Below are 23,824 nucleotides of genomic sequence, written 5' to 3' on the forward strand. Positions count from 1 at the left end.
GCGGCGGCCCGCCCCGCCCGCCTTCCGCCCCCCGGATCAGTGCGGACGCCGCCGGATGTCGCCGCCGGGCGCTAGCCTTGCCAGCGTGCGAATCGCAACGTGGAACGTGAACAGCATGAGGGCCCGCGCGGACCGGGTCGCCGCCTGGCTGGATCGGAGCGACGCGGACGTCGTCGCGATCCAGGAGACCAAGTGCCGGGACGACCAGTTCCCCGCCTCCGTCTTCACCGACCGCGGCTACGAGGTGGCCCACCACGGGCTGGGCCAGTGGAACGGCGTCGCGGTGGCCTCCCGGGTCGGCCTGGAGGACGTGCGCACCTCCTTCGACGGCCAGCCCGGGTACGGGGAGCCGGAGGAGGCGGAGGCCCGGGCGGTCTCCGCGGTCTGCGGCGGCGTGCGGGTGTGGAGCCTGTACGTGCCCAACGGGCGCGAGATCGACCACCCGCACTACGCCTACAAGCTGCGCTGGCTGGAGGCGCTGCGCGCGGAGGGCGCCGCCCGGCTGGCCGAGGACCCGCGGGCGCAGATCGCGTTCTGCGGCGACTTCAACGTGGCCCCGCAGGACGACGACGTGTGGGACATGTCCGTCTTCGAGGGCAAGACGCACGTCACGGAGGCGGAGCGGCAGGCCTTCCAGGAGCTGGGCAAGGCCGGGTTCGCCGACGTGGTCCGCCCGCACGCTCCCGGCCCCGGCGTCTACACCTTCTGGGACTACCAGGGTCTCTCCTTCCCGAAGAAGAAGGGGATGCGGATCGACTTCCTGCTCTGCTCCCCGGCGCTGGCCGACCGGGTGACAGCCGCCCGGATCGACCGGGAGGAGCGCAAGGGCAAGGGCGCCTCGGACCACGCCCCGGTCCTCGCCGACCTGGACTGACCGGCTCCGGCGCGACCGGGCCGCTGCGCTGAGTAGAGTCGTCGTGTGAACGCAGGACACGCAGAGCAGACAAAGCCCTCGCGGCCGAGGATCGCCGTCTTCGGCAGCGTCAACATGGACCTGGTCGCCTACGTGCCGGTCCGCCCGGGCAGCGGGGAGACCGTCGGCGGGACCGAGTTCCGCCAGGTCCCCGGGGGCAAGGGCGGCAACCAGGCGATCGCCGCCTCCCGGGCCGGCGGCGACGTCGCCTTCCTCGGTGCGGTCGGGGACGACTCCTTCGGGGTGCAGATGCGCAGCGCCCTGGTGGACAGCGGCGTGGACACCTCGGCGCTGCGCACCGTCCCGGGCCCGTCCGGGGTGGCGCACATCGTGGTGGAGGACGGCGGCGCCAACTCCATCATCGTGGTGCCCGGTGCGAACGCCGCGATGACCGGGCTGACCGAGAGCGACCGCCGGGTGCTGGAGGGCAGCGACGCCCTCCTGCTCCAGCTCGAACTGCCGATGGAGGGCGTGATCGCCGCCGCCGGGGCGGGCCGCGAGGCCGGGGTGCGCACGGTGCTGACCCCCGCCCCCGCCCAGGAGCTCCCCGGCGAGCTGCTGGACCGGGTCGACCTGCTGGTCCCCAACCAGCACGAGGCGGAGGCGATCACCGGCGAGTCCGACCCGCGCCGGGCCATGGCGGCGCTGCTGGAGCGGGTGCCGGAGGTGCTGATCACCCTGGGGTCGTCCGGTTCGCTGCACGGCGTCCGCGGCGCCGAGCCGGTCGAGGTCGCCGCCCGCCCGGTGGAGGCGGTCGACACCACCGCCGCCGGCGACACCTTCTGCGGCGCGTTCGCGGTGGCCCGCGCCGAGGGGCGCGGCCCGGCGGAGAGCATGGCCTTCGCGGCGGCGGCCGCCGCCCTGTCGGTGCAGCGCCAGGGCGCCAGCACCTCGATGCCGGAGCGGGCCGAGATCGACGCGCTGCTGGCGGGCTGAGCGCCGGTGCCCCGCCGCGGGTGCGGCCGCCGCCGGGCGGCCGCGGACCCGGGGCGGGGCACCGGACCCCCGCCGGCGCGGGGCGCGCGGAGGATCAGTCGAAGTGCCCGATCTGGCGCAGCCACTCGGTCGGGTCGGCGTCCTGCAGCCGGATCTCCAGGACGATGTCGACGGTGTCGCCGATGATCCGGGCGCCCCACGGCGTCGGCCCGACGTCCTGGATGCCGAAGTCGGAGAGCGAGATCCGGGTGTCGGCGGCGAAGAAGTGGCCGTGCACCTGGTCCGGGTTCTGCAGGTCGGGGGCCTCGCCGCCCCACCGGCAGTCGAGCGAGACCGGCCGGGTGGTGCCGTGCAGGGTGAGCTCCCCGTGCATCCGGAACGCGTGCGGGCCGCGGCCGCGCCGCTCCAGCCCGGTGGCGGTGAACCGCATCTCCGGGTGGGCCTCGGTGTCGAGCAGGTCGGGGGAGCGCAGGTGCCGGTCGCGGGCCTCGACCCCGGTGTTCAGGCTCTCCGTGCGGATGACCACGTCGACCTCGGAGGCGGCGGGGTCGTCGGCGACCCGGACCACTCCCCAGGAGTCGCCGAAGGTGCCCTGCACCCGGCCGAAGCGCAGGTAGTGCGCGACGAAGATGATGCAGGAGTGGGCCGGGTCGATGTACCAGGTGCCCGGTGAGATCTCCGGGGCGCCCCCGTGCTGATCCTCGTCCGACATGTTGTGCTTTCCCCCTGTTCGTCGTTTTTCCGGTGCCAGGCTAGACGCCGTGCGGCGGTCGTTCCGCCCTCGGACACGCCCGGGGCCGGAGCCGGTCCGCGGGACCTTCGGCCCTTGCCGTCCCGCCGGGCGGTGCTGTAGAGGGTCGCGTTGGTCACATCGGCGGAGTGGAACGGGAGCAGAACCCCGGGTATAGCGGGGTTTGCCGGGTTTCGGCGTTCGGTGCGGGGGTGTCGCGAACCGCCGCGGTTCTTTACAGTTCGTCCCTGGGTGTCGTTCGCGACCCCTGCCGGACCGCGGTACCGCGGTCTCCCCACACGGAATTCAGACGCGCCATGACCGGATCAGCACGGAGCCGCGGGCCGATGGACGAGGCGGACCCGCGGAGCCGCACCGAGCGCCGCCGACAGCAGCGGCGCCGTTCGCGCAACCGCATGATCGTCGCCGGCGTCGTGCTCCTGGGACTGGCGGCCGGCGGGACGGCCGTCGCGGGCATGGCCCTGCCCGGCGACACGGAGGTGGGCCTGGACGGCGCGCCCGCACCGGCCGGCCACCCCGGACACCCCGGGCAGACCGGCGAGGCCCCGGGCGGGGACGGCCCCGGCGGCAGCGGCAGGGTCGGCACCGGCGAGGACACCGTGGACGGCGGCACCCCGGAGAAGAGCGGCGACGAGGAGCCGCGGTCGACCGGGGAGAGCGGCACCGGCGGGGACCGGGGCGGCGGCTCGGACCGCGGCGACCGGGGCGACCGCGGTGACCGGGACGGCGGCCGCGGCGGCGACCGGGACGAGGACGAGGGCTCCGGCGGGGGAGGCCGCCCCGACCCGCGCCCGACCCAGCGCCCCACCGAGCGCCCCACCCCGGACCCGGAACCCACCGACCCGGCCCCGCCGACCGAGTCCCCCGACCCGGAGCCGACCGACCCGGACCCGGAGCCCACCGGCGGCCCCAACGGATCGCACCACGACCCGTACGATCCCTACGGCCCGTACGGGTACTACGGCCCCTACGGCTACCACTAGGGAGCGGTCCCCTTTCTCCGATGATCTTGACGTTGCGGCCCTGTCCGAACGCTCGGACAGGGCCGCAACGTCAAGATCATCGGGTGTGGGGGCGGTCCCGCGGGCGTCAGTGGGCGGCGTACAGGAACAGCAGCCCCAGCCAGAGCCAGCCGACGGCGATCGTCGCGCGCTGGAGGAGGCCGGCCCGGGGGCCGTCCTCCTCCCAGGACCGGCCGAACGCGAACAGGCCGGCGGCGGCGAGCGCCGCGGTCAGCCCCGAGTACGCCTTCCAGGCGGGCTCGGGCAGGGCGAACGCCGCGATGACCGCCGCGGTCGGCAGCGCAGTGAACACCAGGGCCCCGGCCCGGTCGTGCATCTTGTGGCGGGCGGAGAACTCGGCCGGGGTGCCGTCGGGCGCTCCCGGCGGGTAGCCGCGCATCGGGTCCATCGGGAACACCCCGGACGCGACCAGCGCGGCGCCGAAGACCCCGACCGCCACGGCGAGCACCGTGCTGCCCAGCGCACCGGCGAGGGCGACCGCGCCGGCCGCGACGGCCAGGCCGCACAGGACGAAGTTCGCCGTCTGGATCCACCCGCGCGCCCCCAGGGCCAGCGCGCTGACCGGATGGCGGACCGGCCGGTACCCGGGCCGGGTCCAGCCGTCGACGGTGAAGACGGCGATGAACGCCCAGCACCCCAGCGCACCCGCCCACAGCAGGGCGGTCATCGCGGGCTCCGGACGGGTGCCGGAACCGGTGTCGTCGTACACCGCATGCCACCGCTCCGATCGGGCCGGGGTCGGGTCCGTGGCACCGATCCTAGAACCGCGATCGGCGCCCTCCCACCCCGCTTCCGATGATCTCGACGCCGTCGCCGTCTCGACCCCGGTGGGGACCGGCCGGTCGGTCTGGCGCGGCACCTCACAAGGTGAGGGTTCAAGCTGGCGGTGACGGCGGGAGGGGGACCGGCCGGTCGGTCGGGTGCGGCGTCTCGCGGAGCGAAGGTCAAGACGGGCGGCGACGGCAGCGGCGAGGGCGTGGCGGGGGCGGTCGCCCGGGCGCGGCGCCCCACGGGGTGGGGGTTCAAGCGGGCGGCGAAGGCGGGGGTGGGCACCGGCCGGTCGGTCGGGTGCGGCGCCCCACGGGGTGGGGGTTCAGGCTGGCGGCGATGGCGGCGGTGGGAACCGGCTGGTCGGTCGGGTGCGGCAGAGCGGGGAGGGGCGGGCCGGTGTGGCGGGTTCGCCGTGCCCGCGTCGCCCCGGGCGCCGGGGCCGGCCGCCCGTGAAACCGCTGCACCTCTCTGACCTGGGTGAATACGTAGGGTGATGGTGGGGTGGGGTGCCCTGCGCATCGCGAGAGCACCCCGGTGATTCCTGGGCGCGCACCCTGGGCCGGATCGGGCCTCTGAGGGCCTGATTCGCCTCGGTCGGGCCGGTGTTCGGGGGTTCGAGCCACCCGGAAGGTCGGGATGCAGGGGGCCGGAACCCGGGCAGGGGCAGTGTGGGGGTGAGATGTCGCTTTTGCCCTTCCGAGAGGCCCCGCTTTGGCCACTCTGGGTGATCGGTGAGGGGGTGGTGGGGGCGTGGGGGCTTACTACTCGCTGGTAGATGTAATCGGGGTGCTCTCGCGGTGCGCAGGGCGCCCCCGCCCCTGCCTGTTCCCTGCCGCGAACCCGGCATAGGGGATAAGGCCACCCTGCTCGGCTCGGGCGGGCCCACCCGCACTGTTGGGGCGCCGCGCCCGGGCGGCCGCCTCCGCCCCGCCCCACCGCTGCCGTCGCCGCCTGCTTGAACCCCGGCCCCGTGAGGCGCCGCACCCGGGCGACCGGCTTCGCCCCGGCCCTACCCTTGCCGTCGCCGCCCGTTTGGACCTTCGCTCTGCGGGGCGCCGCGCCTGACCGACCGGCCGGTCCCCTTCCCGCCCTCGCCGCCCGTTTGAGCCTTCGCCCCGTGAGGCGCCGCGCCTGACCGACCGGCCGGTCCCTCTCCTGTCCTCGCAGCCTGCTTGAACCTCAGCCCCGCGAGACGCCGCGCCCGAGTGGGGCCTTCGCCCCGTCCCTATCTCCGCCGTCGCTGCCCGCTTGAACCTTGACCCCGTGGGGCGCCGCGCTCGGGTGATGGCCTCTGCCCCCGGCTCTGCCGGTGCCGTTGCCGCCCGTCTTGACCTTCACTCCGCGGGGCGCCGCGCCTGACCGACCGGCCGGTCCCCCTCCCGCCTTCGCCGCCTGCTTGAACCTTCGCTCCGTGGGGCGCCGCGCTCGGTCGGGATGGCGGCGGCGTCGAGACCAACGAGGCGGAGGGGGCTCTCGCTACTCCCGGACCGGGCGGATGACCCGGGCGGGGTTGCCGACCGCGACGACGCCGGCCGGGACGTCCTTGGTGACCACGGAGCCGGCCCCGATGACGCTGTCCTCGCCGATGGTGACGCCGGGGAGCACGATCACGCCGCCGCCGAGCCAGACGTTGTCGCCGATGGTGATCGGCTTCGCGGCCTCCAGCTTGTCCCTGCGCGGCTTCGGGTCGATCGGGTGGGTGGGGGTGAGCAGCTGGACGTTCGGGCCGATCTGGCAGTCCTCGCCGATGTCGATCCGGGCCACGTCGAGCGCGGTGAGGCCGGAGTTGACGAAGGTGCCCCGGCCGACGGTGATGTGCGCCCCGTAGTCGACGGCGAGCGGCGGCTTGATGAACGCGTCCTCGCCGAGGCCGCCGAGGAGTTCGGCCAGGATCGGCCGGGCCTTCTCCGGCTCCTCCACGAAGGCCGCCTGGTAGGCGGCGGTGAGCCGGACGGCCCGCCGGCTCATCCGCTCGTCCTCGGGGCCGCCCGCGAGGTAGAGGTCTCCGGCGAGCATCCGCTCCCACTGGCTCCGGGGGTCCCCGGCGAAGTAGTCGTCCATGGGGCAGCAGGCTAGCGCCGCCCGGCCCGCCGGGCAGCGGGTTTTCCCGGTCGCGGGAGGGAGACGGCGGAGGGGGCCGCCGCCGCGCGGTGGCCCCCTCGTGCTTCGGTGTGCTTCGGTCCGGTCTTCCGCCCGGTCCGCGCCCGGCCTACATCTGCTCCGGGGCCTCCACGCCGAGCAGGTCCAGGCCCTGCACCAGGATGCGCAGCGCGGCCGCGCACAGCGCCAGCCGGGACTCGCGCCGCTCCGGGGTGTCCGCGCTCAGCACCGGGCAGTGCTCGTAGAACGCGGTCAGCGTCTGGGCCAGGTCGAACAGGTAGCCGCAGAGCCGGTGCGGGGCCAGCTCGTCGCCGACCAGGGCGACCGTCGGGCCGAAGCCGAGCAGCGCCAGCGCCAGGTCGCGCTCGGCCGGCTCGCCGACGGCGATGGTCCCGGCCGGGTTCGCCGGGTCGGCCCCTCCCCTGCGGAAGATGGAGCGCAGCCGGGCCTGGGCGTACTGCAGGTAGGGGCCGGTGTTGCCGGTCAGCGCCAGCATCCGGTCGAAGTCGAACACGTACTCGGTGTCGTGCGAGACCGACAGGTCGGCGTACTTCACCGCGCCGATGCCGACCTGGCGGGCGATCCCGGCCCGGGTCTCGGCGTCCAGGTCGGGGCGGCTTCCGTCGACCACGGCGCCGGCCCGCTGCACCGCCTCGTCCAGCAGCTCCATCAGCCGGATCGGCCTGCCGGAGCGGGTGCGCAGGATCTTGCCGTCCGAGCCGAGCACGTTGCCGATCTGCACGTGCACCGGCTCCACGCCGTCCGGGATCCACCCGGCCAGCCGGGCGGTCTCCCAGACCATGCGGAAGTGCAGGTTCTGCGGGGCGCCCACGACGTAGAGCACCCGGTCGGCCTTGAGCTCGGAGACCCGGTACCTGATCGTGGCCAGGTCGGTGGTGGCGTAGCCGTACCCCCCGTCGCTCTTGCGGACGATCAGCGGCACCGGCTTGCCCTCGCGCCCGGTGAACCCGTCCAGGAAGACGCAGAGCGCGCCCTCGCTGGTCACCGCCAGGCCCTTCTCCTCCAGCTCACGGCAGACCTCTTCGAGCATGTCGTTGTACATGCTCTCGCCGGCCAGGTCGGCGTCGGCGAGGGTGACGTCGAGGGTGGAGTAGACCCGGTTGAAGTAGGCCTTGGACAGGTCGATCAGGCCCTGCCAGATGCGCAGCGTCTCCGGGTCGCCGGCCTGCAGCGAGACCACCCGCTTGCGGGCGCGGGCGGAGAACTCCTCGTCGGAGTCGAACTTCTCCCGTGCGGCCTGGTAGAAGGTGTTCGGGTCGGTCTTGAGGTGCGCGGCCTCCTCGGAGTCCTCGCCGACGTCCAGCAGGTGCTCGATGAGCATGCCGAACGGGGTGCCCCAGTCGCCGATGTGGTTCTGCCGGACCACGTTGTGGCCGAGGAACTCCAGGGTGCGGGCGAGCGCGTCGCCCACCACGGTGGTGCGCAGGTGGCCGACGTGCATCTCCTTGGCCACGTTGGGCGCGGAGTAGTCGATCGGGATGTTCTGCCGCTCCTGCACCGGCACGCCCAGCCGGGCGTCGGAGAGCAGGGCCTGCGCCTGATCGGCGATCCAGTCGTCGCGCAGGGTCAGGTTGATGAAGCCGGGGCCGCTGATCTCGACCTCGCGGCACACGTCGCCGACGTCCAGTCGCTCCACGATCTCCGCCGCGGCCTCGCGCGGCTTTCGGCCGAGCCGCTTGGCCAGCGCCAGCGCGGCGTTGGCCTGGTAGTCGGCGAACTGGGAGGGACGGATGACGGGGTCGGTCTCGGCGTGCTCGGGGCCGAAGGCGGCCCCGATCGCGGACTGGACCCGTTTCGCGAGTACTTCTTGCGGGTCGGCCATGCGCCCAGCCTACCGACACGCGCTCACTGGGCGGTCCTGATCTGCGCCGATCCCGGGCGCCCGGGGCGCGGCGGGAGCAGCGGCCGGACCGCCCGCCAGGCGCCCCACCAGGCCGCCGCGGTGACCGCTACCCCTGCGGCCTGCCAGGACAGCCGCCACCAGGGCGAAGGCGGGGCGGGGAGACCGTCGTCCGGCGGCGGGACCGGGTCCGGGTGCTCCCCGGCGGCCGTCCGGGACCAGGCCATGAAGGCGTCCCCGACCGGCAGCGCCCCGCCGAGGTAGGCGCGGTGCTCGCGGCCGGCCGCGGCGCCGAGCGGCTCGCCCAGCCCGGTCAGCGCCGCCGCGGCGGGCTCGTCGCCGTAGACCACCGCGTCGCCCAGCGCCACCGCGCTCGCCGAGGCGGACAGGCCCAGGACGAGCGGCCCGGAGTCGACGTCGCCGGCGCCGCCGGTGCCGGCCGGGAACTCGCGGACGCCCGGCGCCCAGGCGTGCCCGGAGCGGAACTCCTCCCGGAAGGCGCGGTAGTCCTCGGCGGCCCAGGCCGGGTCGACGTCGGGCAGGAAGCGGAGCAGCAGCGCCTGGGAACTGCCCCGGGCCGGGCCGGCGGGTTCGCCGGTCTCCGCGTCCACCCGGTGCGGGATCAGCCCGGTGCCGGGGTCGGTCCGCTCGCGCACCGCCGCGGACCAGGCGTCCAGCGTCGCGGCGTGCGCTTCGGCGCGCTCCGGGTCCTGGGCGCCGCCCAGCACCCGGTCGGCGCGGGCCAGGGCCGCGGCGGCGGCGACGCTGTCCACCGGCCACGCCTGCCCGGGGTAGGCGGCCAGATAGGGGCTGCCCGATCCGGCCAGGGAGGCGTCGAAGGCGGCGGCGATCTCCTCGGCGTCGGCGGCCAGCCGCCGGGCCTCCTGCGGCGCCTGCTCGGGGCCGCCGGCCAGCTCCACGATCCGGGCCAGCAGGTAGGTGCTCCACCCGGCGTGGAAGACCCCGTACTCCGGCTCGGCCTCCCGGGGGAACGGGGCGGTGCCGGCCGGGGAGTCCAGCCGGTCCAGCGCCCACCGGGCCTCGGCCAGCGCCTCCTCGCGCCGGTCGGGGTCGAGAGTCCCGGAGTTGGCCCGGCTCAGCCCGTACAGCGCGTGGGTGAAGGCGTACCCCTCGGGGAAGAGCGCCTGCATCCGCTCCCCGGCCCCGCCGCGCAGCTCGGCGCCGAGGAAGCGGAGGTGCGGCTCGACCGAGGCGGCGGTCCGCACGCCGCCCAGCTCCAGCGGCGAGGGGGTGCGGGCGCGCGCCCAGCCGGTGCCGACCAGGGCGGTCACCGCCACCGCCGCCAGCACGGCCAGCACGGCCACGGCCGCCCGCCAGGGGCGGCGGCGCACGGCGCCCCGCAGCGCGGCGCCGGGCGCCGCCGGGGTCCCGCTCTCGGATCTCGACACCCGGCGATGCTAGATCATCGCCAGGAGGTCCGCCCGCCCCTGTTGAGCCCAGGGCCGCCGCTCTCTCCCCTCGGTCCCCGGCCCCGCGCCTACCTTGTTGAGCCCAGGGCTGTTGCTTTTTCCCGGCCCTGGATGCACACCGTGCACGGGACCGCCGGGGCGGTGGGCCGGGCAAAGACGACGACGCTGAGCTCGACGAGGTGGGCGCGGGGCCGGGGCCGGGGTCGGGAAAGACGGTGCCCCTGAGCTCGACGAGGTGGGCGGGTCCGGCCTGGGCCGCTGTGGGAGCGGCGTCCGTCCGGGGGCGGTCAGTCGTCGTGCTGGCTCAGCCGGGAGAGCCAGGTGGTGCGGTGGGCGGTGCCGACGCGGCGGCGGATCTGGTCGACGATGCGGCCGCCGGCCAGGTCGGAGGCGAGCAGGCAGGCGCGCTCGATGCCGCGGGCGCGGCTGGCGCCGTGCGCGATGACCACGGTGCCGTTCAGGCCGAGCAGCACCGCGCCGCCGTAGCTCTCGCTGTCCAGCCGGTCGCGGAGCCCGCGCAGCGCCTTGCGCTGCAGCAGGGCGCCGGCCTTGGCCATCCGGCTGGAGCCGAGCGCGTCGCGCACCTGCTCGAAGGTGAACCGGACCGCGCCCTCCACCGACTTCAGCGCCACGTTCCCGGTGAACCCGTCGGTGACCACCACGTCCACGTCGCCGGCGAGCAGGTCGTGGCCCTCGATGTTGCCGCGGAAGTCCAGCCCGGGGGCCTCCTCGGCGGTCGCGGTGAGCAGCTCGGAGGTCTTGCGGGCGAGCCGGTTGCCCTTGCCCGGTTCGGCGCCGATGGTCAGCATGCCGACCCGGGGCGACTCCACCCCGTAGGCGGTGTGCGCGTAGGCGGCGCCCAGGTGGGCGAACTGGACCAGCATCTCCGGTTTGGCGTCGGCGTTGGCGCCCGCGTCCAGCAGGATCGTGGGGCGGTCCCCGGTGGGCAGGGTGACGGCGAGCGCCGCGCGCAGCACGCCCGGCTGGGTGCGCAGCCGCACCGTGGAGGTGGCCACCACCCCGCCGGTGGACCCGGCCGAGACCAGCGCGGAGGCGTCGCCCTGCCGGATGAGCTTGCAGGCCACCGCGACGCTGGAGCGCGGCCGGCGCCAGCTGGCCAGTGCCCCCTCGTTCATCGCCAGGGTGTCCTCGGCGTGCGCCACCGGCACCTCGCCGAGCGCGCCCAGCTCGTCCAGGACCGGGAGCAGCTCGGCCCGGCGGCCGACCAGCACCACCCGCAGCCCGTGCGCGCGCACGGCGGCCACCGCGCCGTGCACCGCCTCGGCCGGCCCGTGGTCGCCGCCCATGGCGTCCAGGGCGATCACCGGCGCGCCCCCGCCGCCCGGCTCCGCGGATGCTCCGGTCACGTGTCCGTCCTCACTCTCACCGCGTCGGGTCGCCGCCCGGCAGCGCCGGGCCGCCGGCCGCCCCCTCCCCGGGCCCGCACCCTTCCCGCACGTCATGCCGGGGGTGCGCCGACGGGGGCAAGGCTATGCGGTGCCTCCCGGGGCTTCGCGGGCGCCCCGGGGCGCGTCGGAAAAATGAGTGCTCAGGAGGCTATTTCCGGAAAGTGGGTAAGAATCACCCGAGATCGGGTACATCCGACCGCTGGTCAGGCGGGTTGATCACGTAACTGACCGTAATCGAATCATAGAACCGCTTCACCGGGTGGCCCCCCGTTGCCGAGGGGCCGCCCGGTTCAGGCCTGCCCGGTTGATCACCGGGCGGCCTGCCGCACCCCGAAGGGAGACGCGTGAGCTTGACGCACGACGCGGCATCGGCCCCTTCGACGCCCCCGTCAGCGGGACGTCGATTCCGTGCCTACACCTCCAAGCACCTGGACGAGTTGACGGCGCGGGCGGGCCTCGGCTCCGACGAACGGCTCGCCGTTCGGGCGGTCGCCACGGTGCTGCCGTTCCGGGTCAACAGCTACGTCATCGACGAGCTGATCGACTGGGACTCCGCGCCCGACGATCCGATGTACCGCCTGGTCTTCCCGCAGCCCGACATGCTGCCGGAGGCCGACGTGTCCCGGATCGCGGACCTGCTGCGCCAGGACGCGCCGAGAAAGGAGCTCAACCGGGTCGCCAACGAGATCCGGGCGAAGCTCAACCCGCACCCCGCGGGCCAGATGGACCTGAACGTGCCCAAGATCGGCGAGCAGGACCCGCTGGAGGGCATGCAGCACAAGTACGACGAGACGGTGCTGTTCTTCCCGAAGCAGGGGCAGACCTGCCACGCCTACTGCACCTACTGCTTCCGGTGGGCGCAGTTCGTCGGGGAGCCGGACCTGAAGTTCGCCTCCGGCGAGGTCGACCACCTGGTCCGCTACCTCAAGGACAACCCGCAGGTGACCAGCGTGCTGTTCACCGGCGGCGACCCGATGATCATGGGCGAGGGGGTGATCTCCCGCTACGTCGAGCCGCTGCTGGAGGTCGAGAGCCTGGAGTCCATCCGGATCGGCACGAAGGCGCTGGGCTACTGGCCGCAGCGGTTCGTCACCGACCCCGACGCCGACGACACCCTGCGGCTGTTCGAGCGGGTCGTCGAATCGGGGAAGAACCTCGCCTTCATGGCGCACTTCTCGCACCCGGCCGAGCTGGAGTCGGAGCTGGTGGGCGAGGCGGTGCGGCGGATCCGCAACACCGGCGCGGTGATCCGCACCCAGGCCCCGCTGATCCGCACCATCAACGACGAGTCGGCGGTCTGGGAGCGGATGTGGCGCACCCAGGTGCGGATGGGCATGGTGCCCTACTACATGTTCGTGGAGCGTGACACCGGCCCGCAGGACTACTTCGCGGTCCCGCTGGCCCGCGCCTACGAGATCTTCCAGGGCGCCTACAAGAACGTCTCGGGCCTGGCCCGGACGGTCCGGGGCCCGTCCATGTCGGCCACGCCCGGCAAGGTCTGCGTCGACGGCGTCACCGAGATCGCCGGCGAGAAGGTCTTCATGCTCCACCTCATCCAGGCGCGCGACGCCGACCTGGTGGGCAAGCCCTTCTTCGCCAAGTACGACGAGAAGGCCGCCTGGCTGTTCGACCTGGAGCCGGCCCTGGGGGCGACGCACTTCCCCTACGAGTCGGCCCCGCCGGCGGACGTCTCCAGCCTGGTCGACCCGGCCCGCGCCTAGCGCGGGAGGCCGGCCGCAGGGCCCCGGTCCCCGCGCGGGACCGGGGCCCTGCCCCCCTTTTTTTGGGAGGGGGAGGCGGAGGGTCAGAAGCCGAGGCGGGAGCGCCAGGCGGTCAGGTCGTGCGAGGTGGCGACCGCCCGGTCGCCGTCCACCGCGGCCACCGCCTGGACCAGCGCGTCGGCGATGACGATCCCGGTCAGCGCCTCCGCGGTCATCCCGGTCGGGGTGTGCGGCGCGGTCAGCACCACGTCGACCCGGTCCCCCAGCTCCTCCGCGAGGTCCTCGCTGACCAGCACCGACCCGGCGCCCACCGCGCGGGCCCGCTCCAGCAGCACCTCCACCTCGGGCAGCAGCCGCCCCGGGGCGAACACCACCAGCACGTCGCCGCGGCCGATCCGGAGCAGGTCGTCGGCGAGCCGGAAGCCGCTGCTGCCGATGGCGCGGGAGCGCACCCCGACCCGGTTGAGCCGGAGCGCCAGGTGGTCCGCGGCGATCCCGGAGGAGCCCACCCCGTAGGCGGCCGCCTCCCGTGCCCCGGCCAGCAGCTCCACCGCCCGCTTGAGGTCGTCCGGGGAGGACGCGGCGCGGGCGTGCTCGATCCGCTCCCGGGCCTCGTCGGCCACCCGGTCCCAGATCCCGGCGAGGTCGCCGCCGATCCGCTCGATCCGCTCGCGCAGCCGCACCTCCGGGGCGACCGAGGAGCTGAGCGGCGCCGCGACCTCCTGCTTGAGCGCGGGCAGCCCGGTGTAGCCGAGCCGGCGCAGCGTCCGGATCACGCTGGCGTTGCTGGTGCCGCTGGCCGCGCCGAGCTCCTGGGCGCTGGAGTAGAGCAGCTGCTCGGCGGGATAGGAGGTGAGCAGGCGGCAGACCGAGCGCTCGGCGGGGGAGAGCGCGTCCCAGTGCGTCCGGACCCGGGAGCGGAGTTCTTCCAGGCCGGGGTTGTCTGGATTGTTCATTACGGGTCTTGACTGTGGTGTATCGCTCATTACACTCCAGGGGAAACGATCAGTTCAACATCACACGGCCTCGTAATGAATGTTACGCGCCGTGTCCCGGGGGACGCCGCACCATGACCGAACCGCACGCAACGCTCTCGACCGGCCTGCCGCTCATCGAGGTCTCCGGAACCCCGCGCGAGCGCGGCCGCGCCCACGGCGAGGCCGCGTGGGACCGGATCGCCGCCGCGCTCGCCTTCTACGAGCAGGCCTTCGCCCAGCAGACCGGGCTGAGCTGGGACGGCGTCCTGGACCGCGCCCGCGGCTGGCTCGGCCCCTGCCGGGACTTCGCCCCCGACCTGGTCGACGAGATGGAGGGCATCGCCGAGGGCGCCGGGACGGGCCTGCTCGACGTCCTCGCGCTGAACGTGCGCGGCGAGATCATCTACGACTCCACCTTCGCCTCGATGGCCGCCCGCACCGAGGCCGAGGAGGACCGAGACTCCGCCGACGGCTGCACCTCCTTCGCACTCACCGAGGGCGCCGCCGGCGACGGCCGCGTCTACTGCGGGCAGAACTGGGACTGGCGGCACGGAACCGCCGGCACCCTGGCGGTGCTGCGCGTGGTGCAGCCGCCCCGCCCCACCGTCATCATGCAGATCGAGGCCGGCCAGGTGGGCCGGCACGGCGCCAACTCCGCCGGGATCGCGCTGAACGCCAACGGCCTCGGCGGCCGGTTCGGCTCCGCAGTCGGCGTTCCGCAGACCCTCATCCGGCGCCGGGTGCTCGACTCCGCGCGCCTCACCGACGCCCTCGACGTCCTGGTCCGGACACGCGCGCACATCGCCAGCAACGCGCTGCTCACGCACCGCTCCGGGTTCGCCGTCGACCTGGAGACCACCCCCGGGCCGTGCAACTGGATGTACCCCGACGACGGCGGCCTGCTCGTGCACGGCAACCACTACCAGGCCGGGATCCCGCCGCAGCTGGCCGAGAACTACCGGCCGCTCGCCTCCGACTCGCTGCTCCGGGTGCCGCGCGCCCGGCGCGGACTGGCCGCCGCCCGCACCGCCGCCGACCCCGAGGCGGTGCGCAAGGCGGTGCACGGCGCCATGTCGGACCATCTCGGCCGGCCCGAGTCGCTCTGCACCCACCCCGACCCGCGCACCCCCGAGGTGCGGCGCTGGTCCACCCTGCTGTCCAGCCTGGTCGACCTGACCTCGGGCGAGTACCGGATCGCCCCCGGCACCCCCTGCGCCCACGACTACGAGGCGCTGCCGTGGAACCTCTACGACGGCCCCGGCGAGGCCGGCTGAGGCCCGCCCCGCCCCGCATCCCCCCAGCACACCCCGCCCTCTTGGAGGCGACCATGAACGACAGACGCCGCAGGGCCCTCGCGGCCCTCCCGGCGGCCGGGCTGGTGCTCGCCGCCACCGCCTGCGGCGGGCCGCCCGCCCCCGCCGGCGCGGCGCTCGACCTCACCCCGACCACCGCGGCGCCCACCGCCGGCCTGGACGAGGTGACCTGGATGCTGGCCAAGGAGCCCTCCTCCTTCGACCTGGACGCCGAGGGCGGGACCGAGCAGAACGCGGTGCTGGCCAACGTCTGCGAGCGGCTCATGCGGGTCACCCCCGACCTGGGCACCGAACCGCACCTGGCCGCCTCCGCCGAGTGGGAGGGCGACGACACCGTGGTCTTCCGGCTGGACCCGGACGCCGCCTTCCGCGACGGCACCCCGATCACCGCCGACGACGTGGTGTGGAGCATGGAGCGGCACGCCGCCGAGGGCGCCGCCGAGTCCGACGAGTACGCCAACGTCGAGGAGATCACCGCCACCGGCGAGCACGAGGTCACCGTCCGGATGTCCCGGCGCGACGCGGTGTTCGTCCCCGCCATGGCCGGCAACGGCGGCATCGTCTACGACCGCAGGGCGATCGAGGCCGACGGCGACGCCTACGGCACCCCGCAGGGCTCCGACGCCTGCACCGGCCCCTACCGGCTGGCCGAGTGGCGCTCCGGCGACCGGGTCGTGCTGGAGCGCGACCCCGGCTACTGGGACGCCGGCGGCGCCGCCCGCACCGAGCGGGTGGTGTTCCGCTGGGCCGAGGAGAACGCCGTGGTCAACACGCTGACCACCGGCGAGGCCGACGGCGCCTACCTGGACACCGCCGCGGCCGCGGTCCCGCTGCTGCGCGACGACACCGTCCAGGTGTTCCAGGGCCCCTCCACCAACGTGTGGTCGCTGATCACCACCGAGCGCGGCGGGCTCGCCGACCCGCGGCTGCGCCGGGCGCTCTCCCTGGCGCTGGAGCGGGACGGCATCGCCCGCGCCGCGTTCGGCGGCATGGCCGAACCGTGGAGCGCCCCGCTCGGCCCGGGCGGCTGGGGGTACGAGACCGAGCGGTTCCGGGAGGCCTACGAGGCGCTGCCGGGCTCCCCCGCCGACCCCGGCGAGGACGAACTGGCCGAGGCCCGCGACCTGGTCCGCGAGGCCGGCGCGCCGGACGAGCCGATCGTCGTCGCCAGCGACGGCGAGCCGGCCCGCACCGTCATCGCCGCCGCGGTGGTGGACGCCGCGGAGAAGATCGGCTTGGAGGCGCGCATCGCCACCGTTCCCCGGCAGCAGTTCGGCAGCTACTACGTCGACGCCGAGCTGCGCGAGGAGGTCGACCTGTTCTCCGACGAGTACTGGATCTCCAAGAACGACCCGGTCGGCTTCTACAAGAACGGCGCCTCCGACGCCGGGGTGAACTTCTCCGGGTTCGCCGACGACGAGTACGACCGGCTGATCGAGGAGGCCCAGTCGGCCACCGGCGACGCCGAGCGCGCCGAGCTCGCCGTCGAGCTCCAGGAGCGCTGGACCGAGGCGATGCCGTGGATCCCGGTGGTGCAGACGCCCACCACCCTGGCGATGCGCTCGGGGATCACCGGCGCCCCGGCCTCGGCCGCCTTCATGTCCTACCCGTGGGCCGCCGGCCTCGGCGCCGGAGAGGAGTCCGGGCGATGATCGGACACGTGCTGCGCCGGCTCGCCGGCATGCTGCTCACCCTGGCGGCCGCCTCGCTGCTCATCTTCGGCGCGATGTACGCCGCCCCCGGCGACCCGGTGTCGTTCCTGATCGGCGACCCGGAGAACGTCACCCCGGAGCGGATCGAGGCGGTGCGCGCCGAGTACCACCTGGACGAGCCGCTGCTGGTGCAGTACGGGCTGTGGGCGTCCGGGGCGCTCACCGGCGACCTGGGCACCTCCTACCAGTACAACGCCCAGGTGGCCGACCTGATGCTGGCCCGGCTGCCCGCCACCCTGTCCCTGGTCGGCTACGCCGCGGTGCTGTTCACCGTGCTCGGCGTCGGGCTGGGCGCGCTGGCCGCGGTGCGCCGCGGCGGCCGCACCGACGCCGCCGTCACCGGCGGCACCGTGCTCGCCGCCTCGGTGCCCTCCTTCGTGCTGGCCCTCGCGCTGATCTCGGTCTTCTCCGTCCGGCTCGGCTGGTTCCCGGTGACCGGGCTGGGCGAGGGCCTGCTCGGCCGGATCCACCACCTCACCCTGCCCGCGGTCTCGCTCTCCCTGGGCGCGCTGGCCATCGTCAGCCGGGTCACCAGGCAGAGCATGGTGGAGCAGTTCGAGCTGGAGCACGTCGCCGCGGCGCGCGCCTCCGGCATCGCCGAGCGGCACATCGTCCGCCGGCACGTGCTGCGCAACGCGCTGGGCCCGGTGGTCACCATGTGCGGCCTGGTCACCGCGAGCATGCTCGCCGGGACGGTGGTGGTGGAGACCGCGTTCGGCATCAGCGGCATCGGCTCGCTGCTGGTGGACGCGATCAACACCTTCGACTTCCCGGTGGTCCAGGCGGTGCTGCTGTGCATGGTGGCCGCCTACATGGCGGTGACCACCCTGATCGACCTCGTCCACCCGCTGCTGGACCCGCGGGTCCGCCTTGAAGGGAGCAGGGCATGACCGCCACCGGAACCCGGGCCGCGCCCTCCGGCCCGCCCGACGCCGCCGGGCCCGCCGGCGCGGCCGCCGCGATCCCGGCCGGCCGGCGGGGCAGGGGAGGCGCCGCCTTCTGGATCTGCGCCGCCTTCCTCGGCGCGGTGGCCGCCGCGGCCGCGCTGGCCCCGCTGGTCGCGCCGCACGACCCCGCCGCGATCGACTTCGACCGGATCTGGTCCGGCCCCACCGCGGAGAACCCGCTGGGCACCGACCAGATGGGCCGCGACCTGCTGTCCCGGCTGATCCACGGGGCCCGGGAGAGCCTGCTCGGGCCGCTGGCCCTGCTCGCCCTGGCGGCGCTGCTCGGCGTGGCCATGGGCACCCTGGCCGCGTGGCGCCGCGGCTGGGTGGACGCGGTGCTGGCCCGGGTCACCGACGTGATGTACGCCTTCCCCGGCCTGCTCTTCGTGGTGCTGGTGATCGCGGTCTTCGGCAGCGGCCTGACCACCGCGGTGCTCGCCCTGGGGCTGGCCTTCGCGCCGATCATCGCCAAGTTCACCCGCAGCGTCGCGCTGGCCGAGTGCGCCAAGCCCTACATCGACGCCTACCGGGTGCAGGGGATGGGCGGGTTCGCCATCTGCGTCCGCCACCTGATCCCCAACATGGCCCCGGCCCTCCTCGGCTACCTGGTGGTGCTCTTCGGCGAGGGCCTGATGAGCCTGGCCGCGCTGAGCTTCCTCGGCTTCGGCGCGCAGCCGCCGAGCTCGGAGTGGGGCCTGATGGTGCAGGAGGGCCAGGCCGCGCTGATCCAGGGCGTGCTCTGGCCGTCCCTGGTCCCCGGCGCCGCGATCGCCCTGGTCGTGGTCGCCTTCAACGTCGTCGGGGTGCGCCTCGCCGACCGGCTGAGCGACAGGAGGTAGTCCGATGCTGCTCGACATCGAGGGCCTCACGGTCGAACTGCCCGGCGCGGACGCGCGCCGCCCGGTGCTGGACGGGGTGGACCTGCGGGTGGCCGCCGGGGAGGTGGTCGGCCTGGTCGGCGAGTCCGGCTCCGGCAAGTCCACCACCGCCCGCGCCGCGCTGCGGCTGCTGCCCGAGGGGGCGGCGGCCCGCGGCCGGGTCTCGGTCGCCGGCACCGACGTGCTGGCCGCCGGCCCCGGCGAGCTCACCGAGCTGCGGGCGCGCCGGGTCGCCATGGTCTTTCAGGACCCCCGAGCGGTGCTCAACCCGGTGCGCCGGATCGGCGACTTCCTCACCGAGCGGATGGTGCTCGCCCTGGGCACGCCCCGGGAGCAGGCCCGCGCCCGGGCGCTGGAGCTGCTCGCCGAGGTCGGGCTGGGCCGCCCCGCCGAGCGGATCCGGCAGTACCCGCACGAGCTGTCCGGCGGCATGCTCCAGCGGGTGGTGCTCGCCGCCGCGCTGGCCACCGAGCCGGAGCTGCTCCTCGCCGACGAGGCGACCAGCGCGCTGGACGTCACCACCCAGGCCGAGGTGCTGGCGGTCCTGCGCGACCTGCGCGAGCGCCGCGGCACCGGCGTCCTGTTCATCACGCACGACCTGCACCTGGCCGCGGCCTACTGCCACCGGGTCTCGGTGATGTACGCCGGCCGGGTGGTGGAGGACCGCCCCGCCGCGGAGCTGTTCACCGACCCCCGCCACCCCTACACCCGGGCCCTGCTGGACTGCACCCCCGGCCTGGACTCCGACCGCGCCCCGCGGCCGGTCCCGGGCGCGCCCCCGTCGCTGGCCACCGCCTTCCCCGGCTGCCCGTTCGCCCCGCGCTGTCCCGAGGCCGAGGACGCCTGCACCGCCTGGCGCCCGGAGCCGCTGCCGCTGCCCGGCGGCACCGTGGCCTGCCGCCGGGCGGACATCTCGGCGCCGCGCACGGCGCCGCACGACCCCTCCTTGGAGACGCGATGAGCAGGGACGACAGCAGGGACGACGCCCGGCGGGGCGGACCGGTGCTGGCCGTGGAGCGGCTGCGCAAGACCTACCCGATGGGCCGGGGCGAGCCGCCGCTGACCGCCGCGGACGACGTCTCGTTCGAGCTGCGCGCCGGCGGGTCGCTCGGCGTCGTCGGCGAGTCCGGGTCGGGCAAGAGCACGGTGGCGCGGATGCTGGCCGGGCTCACCGCCCCCGACTCCGGGGAGATCCGGGTGGACGGGCGGCCGCGCGGCCCCCGGGAGCGGGGCCGGGCCGCCCGGCTGCGCCGGGCCCGCGAGATCCAGCTGGTCTTCCAGGACCCGCTGGGGTCGCTGGACCGCCGGCTGACCGCGGCCCAGTGCCTGCGGCAGGCGCTCCGGCTGCACGGCGCCGACCGGGCCGGGGCCGACCGGCGCGCCGCCGAGCTGCTGGCCCGGGTCGGCCTGGGGGAGCGGGAGGCCGGGGCGCGCCCGCACCGGCTCAGCGGCGGGCAGCGGCAGCGGCTGGCCATCGCCCGCGCGCTGGCCCCCGGGCCGTCGGTGCTGGTGCTGGACGAGGCGGTGGCCGCGCTCGACGTCTCCATCCAGGCGCAGATCCTGGACCTGCTCGCGCGGATCCGCGCCGAGTCCGGGGTGGCGCTGCTCTTCGTCGCGCACGACCTGGCCGTGGTCCGGCAGATCTGCGACGACGTGCTGGTGATGTACAAGGGCGCGGTGGTCGAGCAGGGCCCGGCCGAGCGGGTGCTGCGCGCCCCGGAGCACCCCTACACCCGGATGCTGGTCTCCAGCGTCCCCGGCCCCGGCTGGGACCCGGCCGAGGTGGTCCGCCTCCGCGCCGAGTTCGCCGCGGCCGGCTGACCCGGCCGACTCAGCATCCCCGGCCCCGCACCCACCCTGTTGAGCCCAGGGCCGCCGCTCTCCCCAGGGATCCGGCCCCGCGCCCACCCCGTCGTGGCCCGCGATGACGACGCGGAGCTCGACGGGGTGGGTGCGGGGCCGGGGTCGGGAAAGACGGTGCCCCTGAGCTCGACAGGGTGGGTGCGTCCGGCGCGGGTCGCGTGGGGCCGCCCGGTCAGTCCCGCTCCGCGGTGCCGGCCTTCGCCGGGGCGCGGTGCGGGCCGCGCATGTTGCGGGAGAACAGGGTGGCGGCCAGGCCGAGGGCGATCGCGCCCAGCGGGACCAGGCCGACCAGGCGGAAGGTGTCGGTGAAGGCGTCCGCGAACACCGCCTCCGCCAGCACGGAGAGCCGGTCGGCCGCCGACTGCGGGACGTCGGCGGGCAGCTCGGGCGGGGCCGGCGGGCCGAGTTCCAGGCCGGTCCCGTGGCCGGTGGAGACGCCCTCGGTGAATGGCTCCCGGACCTCCGGCGGAAGCTCCCCGGCGCGGGCCCGGGCCTCCGCCTCCATCCGGGCGCTGAGCGAGGTCTGCATCAGGGCGCCCACCACGGCCCCGCCCAGCACCGAGCCGAGCTGGCGGACGGTGTTCAGCACCCCGGAGGCGGCGCCGGCCATCCGCGGCTCGACCCGGTACATCGCCAGCGAGTTCATCGGGCCGAAGACCGACGCGACGCCGATGCCCATCACCACCAGCGGGGCGACGAACACCGGCCAGCCGCTGTCCGGGGAGGCGAGCGCGAGCAGCGCCGCCAGGCCGCCGCCGAACAGGGCGAACCCGCCGACGAGCAGGTACTTGCCGCCGACCCGGTCCACCCAGCGCCCGATGACCGGCGCGGCGACCATCGACATCACCGACATCGGCGCCATGGTCAGCCCCGCCGCCAGCGCGCTCATCTGCAGCACCGACTGCAGGTAGATGGTGAACAGCAGGGAGTACCCCAGCATCGCCACCGAGACCAGCGCCGCGTTGAGGCTCATCAGGCTGTAGTTGCGGTCGGCGAACAGGGCGAACGGCACCAGCGGGTCGCGGCCCTGCCGGGCGCGCTGCTGGACGAGGAAGGCGGCGAACAGCACCGCGCTCAGCGCCAGCAGCAGCGGGATGCCCACCGGGCCGACCACCTGGCCCCAGTGGAACCGCTCCCCCTCGACCAGGCCGAATGCGAGCAGGCCCAGGGCCAGGGTGGCCAGCAGCACGCCGGTCCCGTCGAACCGGGGCCGCGCCTCCGACGGCGGGTCGGGCGGGATGAGCAGGGCGCCCAGCACCAGCGCGAGCGCGCCGAACGGGACGTTGACGAAGAAGATGAACCGCCAGTCGAACCCGGTGACCAGCAGCCCGCCCAGGGTGGGGCCGGCGATCGTGGCCAGCCCGGCGACCGCGCCCCACACCCCCATCGCGGTGCCCCGGCGCTCCGCCGGGAAGACCCGGATGATCAGCGTCATGGTCTGCGGCATCATGATCGCCGCGCCGACGCCCTGCAGCACCCGGGCCGCGATCAGCCACGCCGCGTCGGGGGAGAACCCGCAGGCCACCGAGGCGGAGGTGAACACCGCGACGCCGACCAGGAACAGCCGGCGCGGCCCGAACAGGTCGCCCAGCCGGCCGGCGGTGATGATCAGCACCGCCAGCACCAGGGTGTAGGCGTTGACCACCCACAGCACCTCGTCGACGGCGGCGCCCAGCCGCCGGATCATGTCCGGGATCGCGATGTTGACGATGGTCAGGTCGAGCAGCGTCATGAAGAACCCGAGGCACAGCGCGGCCAGGATGGCCCACGGGTCGCCGCGCAGCGATCTCACCGGGCCCCCTCGGGGCGCGGCGGCTCTCCGGAAAGGGAATAGGGCACGGTCGGCGCCGGCGCCGGTGTCGGCGCGGGCGGCCGGGGTGTTCGGCTCGGCATGGATCCCTCCGCGGGCCCGGTCGGCCCCTCGGAAAAGGTGCGGGCCCGCCCTCCCCGGACGACCCTACCCGCGGGCGGCCGGGGCCGACCGGCCGCTGCGGACCGTTTGCCGTCCCTTGCCGCGGCCCTGCTCCGGGGAGGGCCCCGAGACCGGCGGTCCCGGCGCCGCGGAGGAGGGGGACCGAGGGCGCGGGGCGGTGCGGCCGACACCGCGCCGCGCTGCGGCGGGAACCGTCCGGCGGCCGGATAGGATCGGCCGGGTCATGGCACTCACCAGGGGGAACGGCGGCCGTTCGCGCGGGCTCGTGATCGGCGTCGACATCGGCGGGACCAAGGTCGCGGCAGGGGTGGTCAACCCCTCCGGGCGGGTCCTGGCGCGGTTGCGCGCCGAGACGCCGGACCGCAGCAAGAGCCCCAAGGTCGTCGAGGACACCATCGCCGGCGTGGTGGAGGAGCTGCGCGCCGAGTACCCGGTCAAGGCGGTCGGCGTGGGCGCGGCCGGGTTCGTCGACGAGCGCCGCTCCAACGTGCTGTTCGCGCCGCACCTCTCCTGGCGGGACGAGCCGCTGCGCGAGGCGCTGGGCGCCCGGCTGGGCCTGCCGGTGGCGGTGGAGAACGACGCCAACGCCTCCGCCTGGGCGGAGATGCGGATCGGCGCCGGGCGCGGCCACCGGGACGCGGTGGTGGTGAACCTGGGCACCGGGATCGGCGGCGCGATCGTGCTGAACGGCGCGCTGTACCGGGGACGCCACGGCATCGCCGGGGAGTTCGGCCACATGGCGGTGGTCCCGGGCGGCCACCGCTGCGAGTGCGGCAACCGCGGCTGCTGGGAGCAGTACGCCAGCGGCAACGCGGTGACCCGGGAGGCGCGCGAGCTGGCCGAGGCCGACTCGCCGGTGGCCCGCACGCTGCTCCAGGCGGTCGGCGGCGACCCGTCCCGGATCACCGGCCCGCTCGTCGCCGAGCTGGCCCGGGACGGCGACCGGGCGAGCGTGGAGATCCTGGAGGACGTCGGCGGCTGGCTCGGCGCGGGCCTGGCCGACCTGGCCGCGGCCTTCGACCCGGAGCTGTTCGTCATCGGCGGCGGCGTGTCCGACTGCGGCGAGCTGCTGCTGGGCCCGGCGCGCACCGCGTTCCGGCGCAACCTCACCGGCCGCGGCCACCGCCCGGAGGCGAGGATCGTCCGCGCCGAGCTGGGCAACGAGGCCGGCATGATCGGCGCCGCCCTGCTGGCCCGGGAGGAGCCGCGGAGCCGCCTGCTCCGCCGCCGCTTCACCGCCCGCCGCCGGCGCTGACGATCCGCACCGCCCCTTCTTCCCCTGGGGGG

19 protein-coding genes are annotated in these 23,824 nt (G+C 75.3%); 11 read left to right on the plus strand and 8 right to left on the minus strand.

The window, feature by feature from the left end:
* Positions 1–85: 85 nt before the first annotated feature.
* Both D459_RS0105810 and D459_RS0105815 read left to right on the plus strand, forming a co-directional pair.
* On the plus strand, positions 86–874 hold the full coding sequence (locus tag D459_RS0105810) for an exodeoxyribonuclease III (protein WP_193790227.1): 789 nt from the start codon (positions 86–88) through the stop codon (positions 872–874).
* A 90-nt stretch (positions 875–964) separates the two neighbouring features.
* Positions 965–1,849 (plus strand): ribokinase, encoded by an 885-nt coding sequence (locus tag D459_RS0105815; RefSeq protein WP_026120086.1) that lies wholly within the window; start codon positions 965–967, stop codon positions 1,847–1,849.
* 94 nt (positions 1,850–1,943) lie between these two features.
* Here the strand turns inward: D459_RS0105815 and D459_RS0105820 are convergent, their stop codons facing one another.
* The gene (locus D459_RS0105820) at positions 1,944–2,561 is read right to left on the minus strand and encodes a YceI family protein (protein ID WP_017592057.1); all 618 of its coding nucleotides are present in this window, start codon (positions 2,559–2,561) and stop codon (positions 1,944–1,946) included.
* Positions 2,562–2,926: 365 nt separating this feature from the next.
* Here D459_RS0105820 and D459_RS0105825 point away from each other — a divergent pair, with 365 nt between their 5' ends.
* Entirely contained in the window at positions 2,927–3,583 is a 657-nt protein-coding gene (locus D459_RS0105825) for a hypothetical protein (protein ID WP_026120087.1), read from the plus strand.
* Positions 3,584–3,689: 106 nt separating this feature from the next.
* Here D459_RS0105825 and D459_RS0105830 read toward each other — a convergent pair whose 3' ends face one another.
* The 5 genes from D459_RS0105830 to plsX all read right to left on the minus strand — a co-directional run bounded on the left by D459_RS0105830 (position 3,690) and on the right by plsX (position 11,151).
* Complete coding sequence (locus tag D459_RS0105830) at positions 3,690–4,331, minus strand: DUF998 domain-containing protein (protein WP_017592058.1); 642 nt, start codon at positions 4,329–4,331, stop codon at positions 3,690–3,692.
* A 1,538-nt stretch (positions 4,332–5,869) separates the two neighbouring features.
* Complete coding sequence (locus tag D459_RS0105835) at positions 5,870–6,454, minus strand: sugar O-acetyltransferase (protein WP_017592059.1); 585 nt, start codon at positions 6,452–6,454, stop codon at positions 5,870–5,872.
* 148 nt (positions 6,455–6,602) lie between these two features.
* Entirely contained in the window at positions 6,603–8,336 is a 1,734-nt protein-coding gene (gene argS / locus D459_RS0105840) for an arginine--tRNA ligase (protein WP_017592060.1), read from the minus strand.
* Between the two features lie 23 nt (positions 8,337–8,359).
* On the minus strand, positions 8,360–9,763 hold the full coding sequence (locus D459_RS0105845; protein WP_017592061.1) for a hypothetical protein: 1,404 nt from the start codon (positions 9,761–9,763) through the stop codon (positions 8,360–8,362).
* Between the two features lie 308 nt (positions 9,764–10,071).
* Positions 10,072–11,151: a phosphate acyltransferase PlsX gene (gene plsX / locus D459_RS0105850; RefSeq protein ID WP_017592062.1), complete on the minus strand. Its 1,080-nt coding sequence runs from the start codon at positions 11,149–11,151 to the stop codon at positions 10,072–10,074.
* Positions 11,152–11,630: 479 nt separating this feature from the next.
* Between plsX and D459_RS0105855 the strand changes: the two genes are divergently transcribed.
* The gene (locus D459_RS0105855; protein ID WP_017592063.1) at positions 11,631–12,914 is read left to right on the plus strand and encodes a KamA family radical SAM protein; all 1,284 of its coding nucleotides are present in this window, start codon (positions 11,631–11,633) and stop codon (positions 12,912–12,914) included.
* A gap of 83 nt (positions 12,915–12,997) precedes the next feature.
* On the opposite strand, the gene D459_RS0105860 is transcribed toward D459_RS0105855, so the two are convergent.
* Positions 12,998–13,870, minus strand: a complete 873-nt coding sequence (locus tag D459_RS0105860) for a MurR/RpiR family transcriptional regulator (RefSeq protein WP_017592064.1) — start codon at positions 13,868–13,870, stop codon at positions 12,998–13,000.
* A 113-nt stretch (positions 13,871–13,983) separates the two neighbouring features.
* Here D459_RS0105860 and D459_RS0105865 point away from each other — a divergent pair, with 113 nt between their 5' ends.
* The 6 genes from D459_RS0105865 to D459_RS0105890 are packed head-to-tail and all read left to right on the plus strand — an operon-like array spanning position 13,984 to position 20,562.
* The gene (locus D459_RS0105865) at positions 13,984–15,165 is read left to right on the plus strand and encodes a C45 family autoproteolytic acyltransferase/hydolase (RefSeq protein ID WP_017592065.1); all 1,182 of its coding nucleotides are present in this window, start codon (positions 13,984–13,986) and stop codon (positions 15,163–15,165) included.
* A gap of 53 nt (positions 15,166–15,218) precedes the next feature.
* A complete protein-coding gene (locus tag D459_RS0105870) occupies positions 15,219–16,856 on the plus strand; it encodes an ABC transporter substrate-binding protein (protein ID WP_017592066.1) in 1,638 nt (545 codons plus the stop codon).
* Positions 16,853–17,806, plus strand: coding sequence for an ABC transporter permease (locus D459_RS0105875; protein ID WP_017592067.1), 954 nt, complete (start codon positions 16,853–16,855; stop codon positions 17,804–17,806). The genes D459_RS0105870 and D459_RS0105875 overlap by 4 nt, the downstream gene beginning before the upstream one ends.
* Positions 17,803–18,702 carry an ABC transporter permease gene (locus D459_RS0105880; protein ID WP_017592068.1) on the plus strand — a complete coding sequence of 300 codons (900 nt, stop codon included), beginning with the start codon at positions 17,803–17,805 and terminating at the stop codon, positions 18,700–18,702. Before D459_RS0105875 ends, D459_RS0105880 begins: the two co-directional genes overlap by 4 nt.
* 4 nt (positions 18,703–18,706) lie before the next feature.
* Entirely contained in the window at positions 18,707–19,702 is a 996-nt protein-coding gene (locus D459_RS0105885; RefSeq protein ID WP_017592069.1) for an ABC transporter ATP-binding protein, read from the plus strand.
* Complete coding sequence (locus tag D459_RS0105890; RefSeq protein WP_017592070.1) at positions 19,699–20,562, plus strand: ABC transporter ATP-binding protein; 864 nt, start codon at positions 19,699–19,701, stop codon at positions 20,560–20,562. The genes D459_RS0105885 and D459_RS0105890 overlap by 4 nt, the downstream gene beginning before the upstream one ends.
* 214 nt (positions 20,563–20,776) lie before the next feature.
* On the opposite strand, the gene D459_RS0105895 is transcribed toward D459_RS0105890, so the two are convergent.
* On the minus strand, positions 20,777–22,396 hold the full coding sequence (locus D459_RS0105895) for an MFS transporter (protein WP_017592071.1): 1,620 nt from the start codon (positions 22,394–22,396) through the stop codon (positions 20,777–20,779).
* Positions 22,397–22,760: 364 nt separating this feature from the next.
* Here D459_RS0105895 and D459_RS0105900 point away from each other — a divergent pair, with 364 nt between their 5' ends.
* Positions 22,761–23,792, plus strand: a complete 1,032-nt coding sequence (locus tag D459_RS0105900; protein WP_017592072.1) for an ROK family glucokinase — start codon at positions 22,761–22,763, stop codon at positions 23,790–23,792.
* Positions 23,793–23,824: the final 32 nt, after the last annotated feature.

The sequence above is a fragment of the Nocardiopsis potens DSM 45234 genome (genome assembly GCF_000341105.1).
GTDB classification, from domain to species: domain Bacteria; phylum Actinomycetota; class Actinomycetes; order Streptosporangiales; family Streptosporangiaceae; genus Nocardiopsis_A; species Nocardiopsis_A potens.

Excerpts from the sequence above, each read along its gene's own strand:
- D459_RS0105865 (WP_017592065.1), top strand. The coding sequence starts at position 13,984 with ATGACCGAACCGCACGCAACGCTCTCGACCGGCCTGCCGCTCATCGAG.
- D459_RS0105880 (WP_017592068.1), top strand. The coding sequence starts at position 17,803 with ATGACCGCCACCGGAACCCGGGCCGCGCCCTCCGGCCCGCCCGACGCC.
- D459_RS0105900 (WP_017592072.1), top strand. The coding sequence starts at position 22,761 with ATGGCACTCACCAGGGGGAACGGCGGCCGTTCGCGCGGGCTCGTGATC.
- D459_RS0105820 (WP_017592057.1), bottom strand. The coding sequence starts at position 2,561 with ATGTCGGACGAGGATCAGCACGGGGGCGCCCCGGAGATCTCACCGGGC.
- D459_RS0105875 (WP_017592067.1), top strand. The coding sequence starts at position 16,853 with ATGATCGGACACGTGCTGCGCCGGCTCGCCGGCATGCTGCTCACCCTG.
- D459_RS0105825 (WP_026120087.1), top strand. The coding sequence starts at position 2,927 with ATGGACGAGGCGGACCCGCGGAGCCGCACCGAGCGCCGCCGACAGCAG.
- D459_RS0105890 (WP_017592070.1), top strand. The coding sequence starts at position 19,699 with ATGAGCAGGGACGACAGCAGGGACGACGCCCGGCGGGGCGGACCGGTG.
- argS (WP_017592060.1), bottom strand. The coding sequence starts at position 8,336 with ATGGCCGACCCGCAAGAAGTACTCGCGAAACGGGTCCAGTCCGCGATC.
- D459_RS0105870 (WP_017592066.1), top strand. The coding sequence starts at position 15,219 with ATGAACGACAGACGCCGCAGGGCCCTCGCGGCCCTCCCGGCGGCCGGG.
- D459_RS0105860 (WP_017592064.1), bottom strand. The coding sequence starts at position 13,870 with ATGAACAATCCAGACAACCCCGGCCTGGAAGAACTCCGCTCCCGGGTC.
- D459_RS0105885 (WP_017592069.1), top strand. The coding sequence starts at position 18,707 with ATGCTGCTCGACATCGAGGGCCTCACGGTCGAACTGCCCGGCGCGGAC.
- D459_RS0105835 (WP_017592059.1), bottom strand. The coding sequence starts at position 6,454 with ATGGACGACTACTTCGCCGGGGACCCCCGGAGCCAGTGGGAGCGGATG.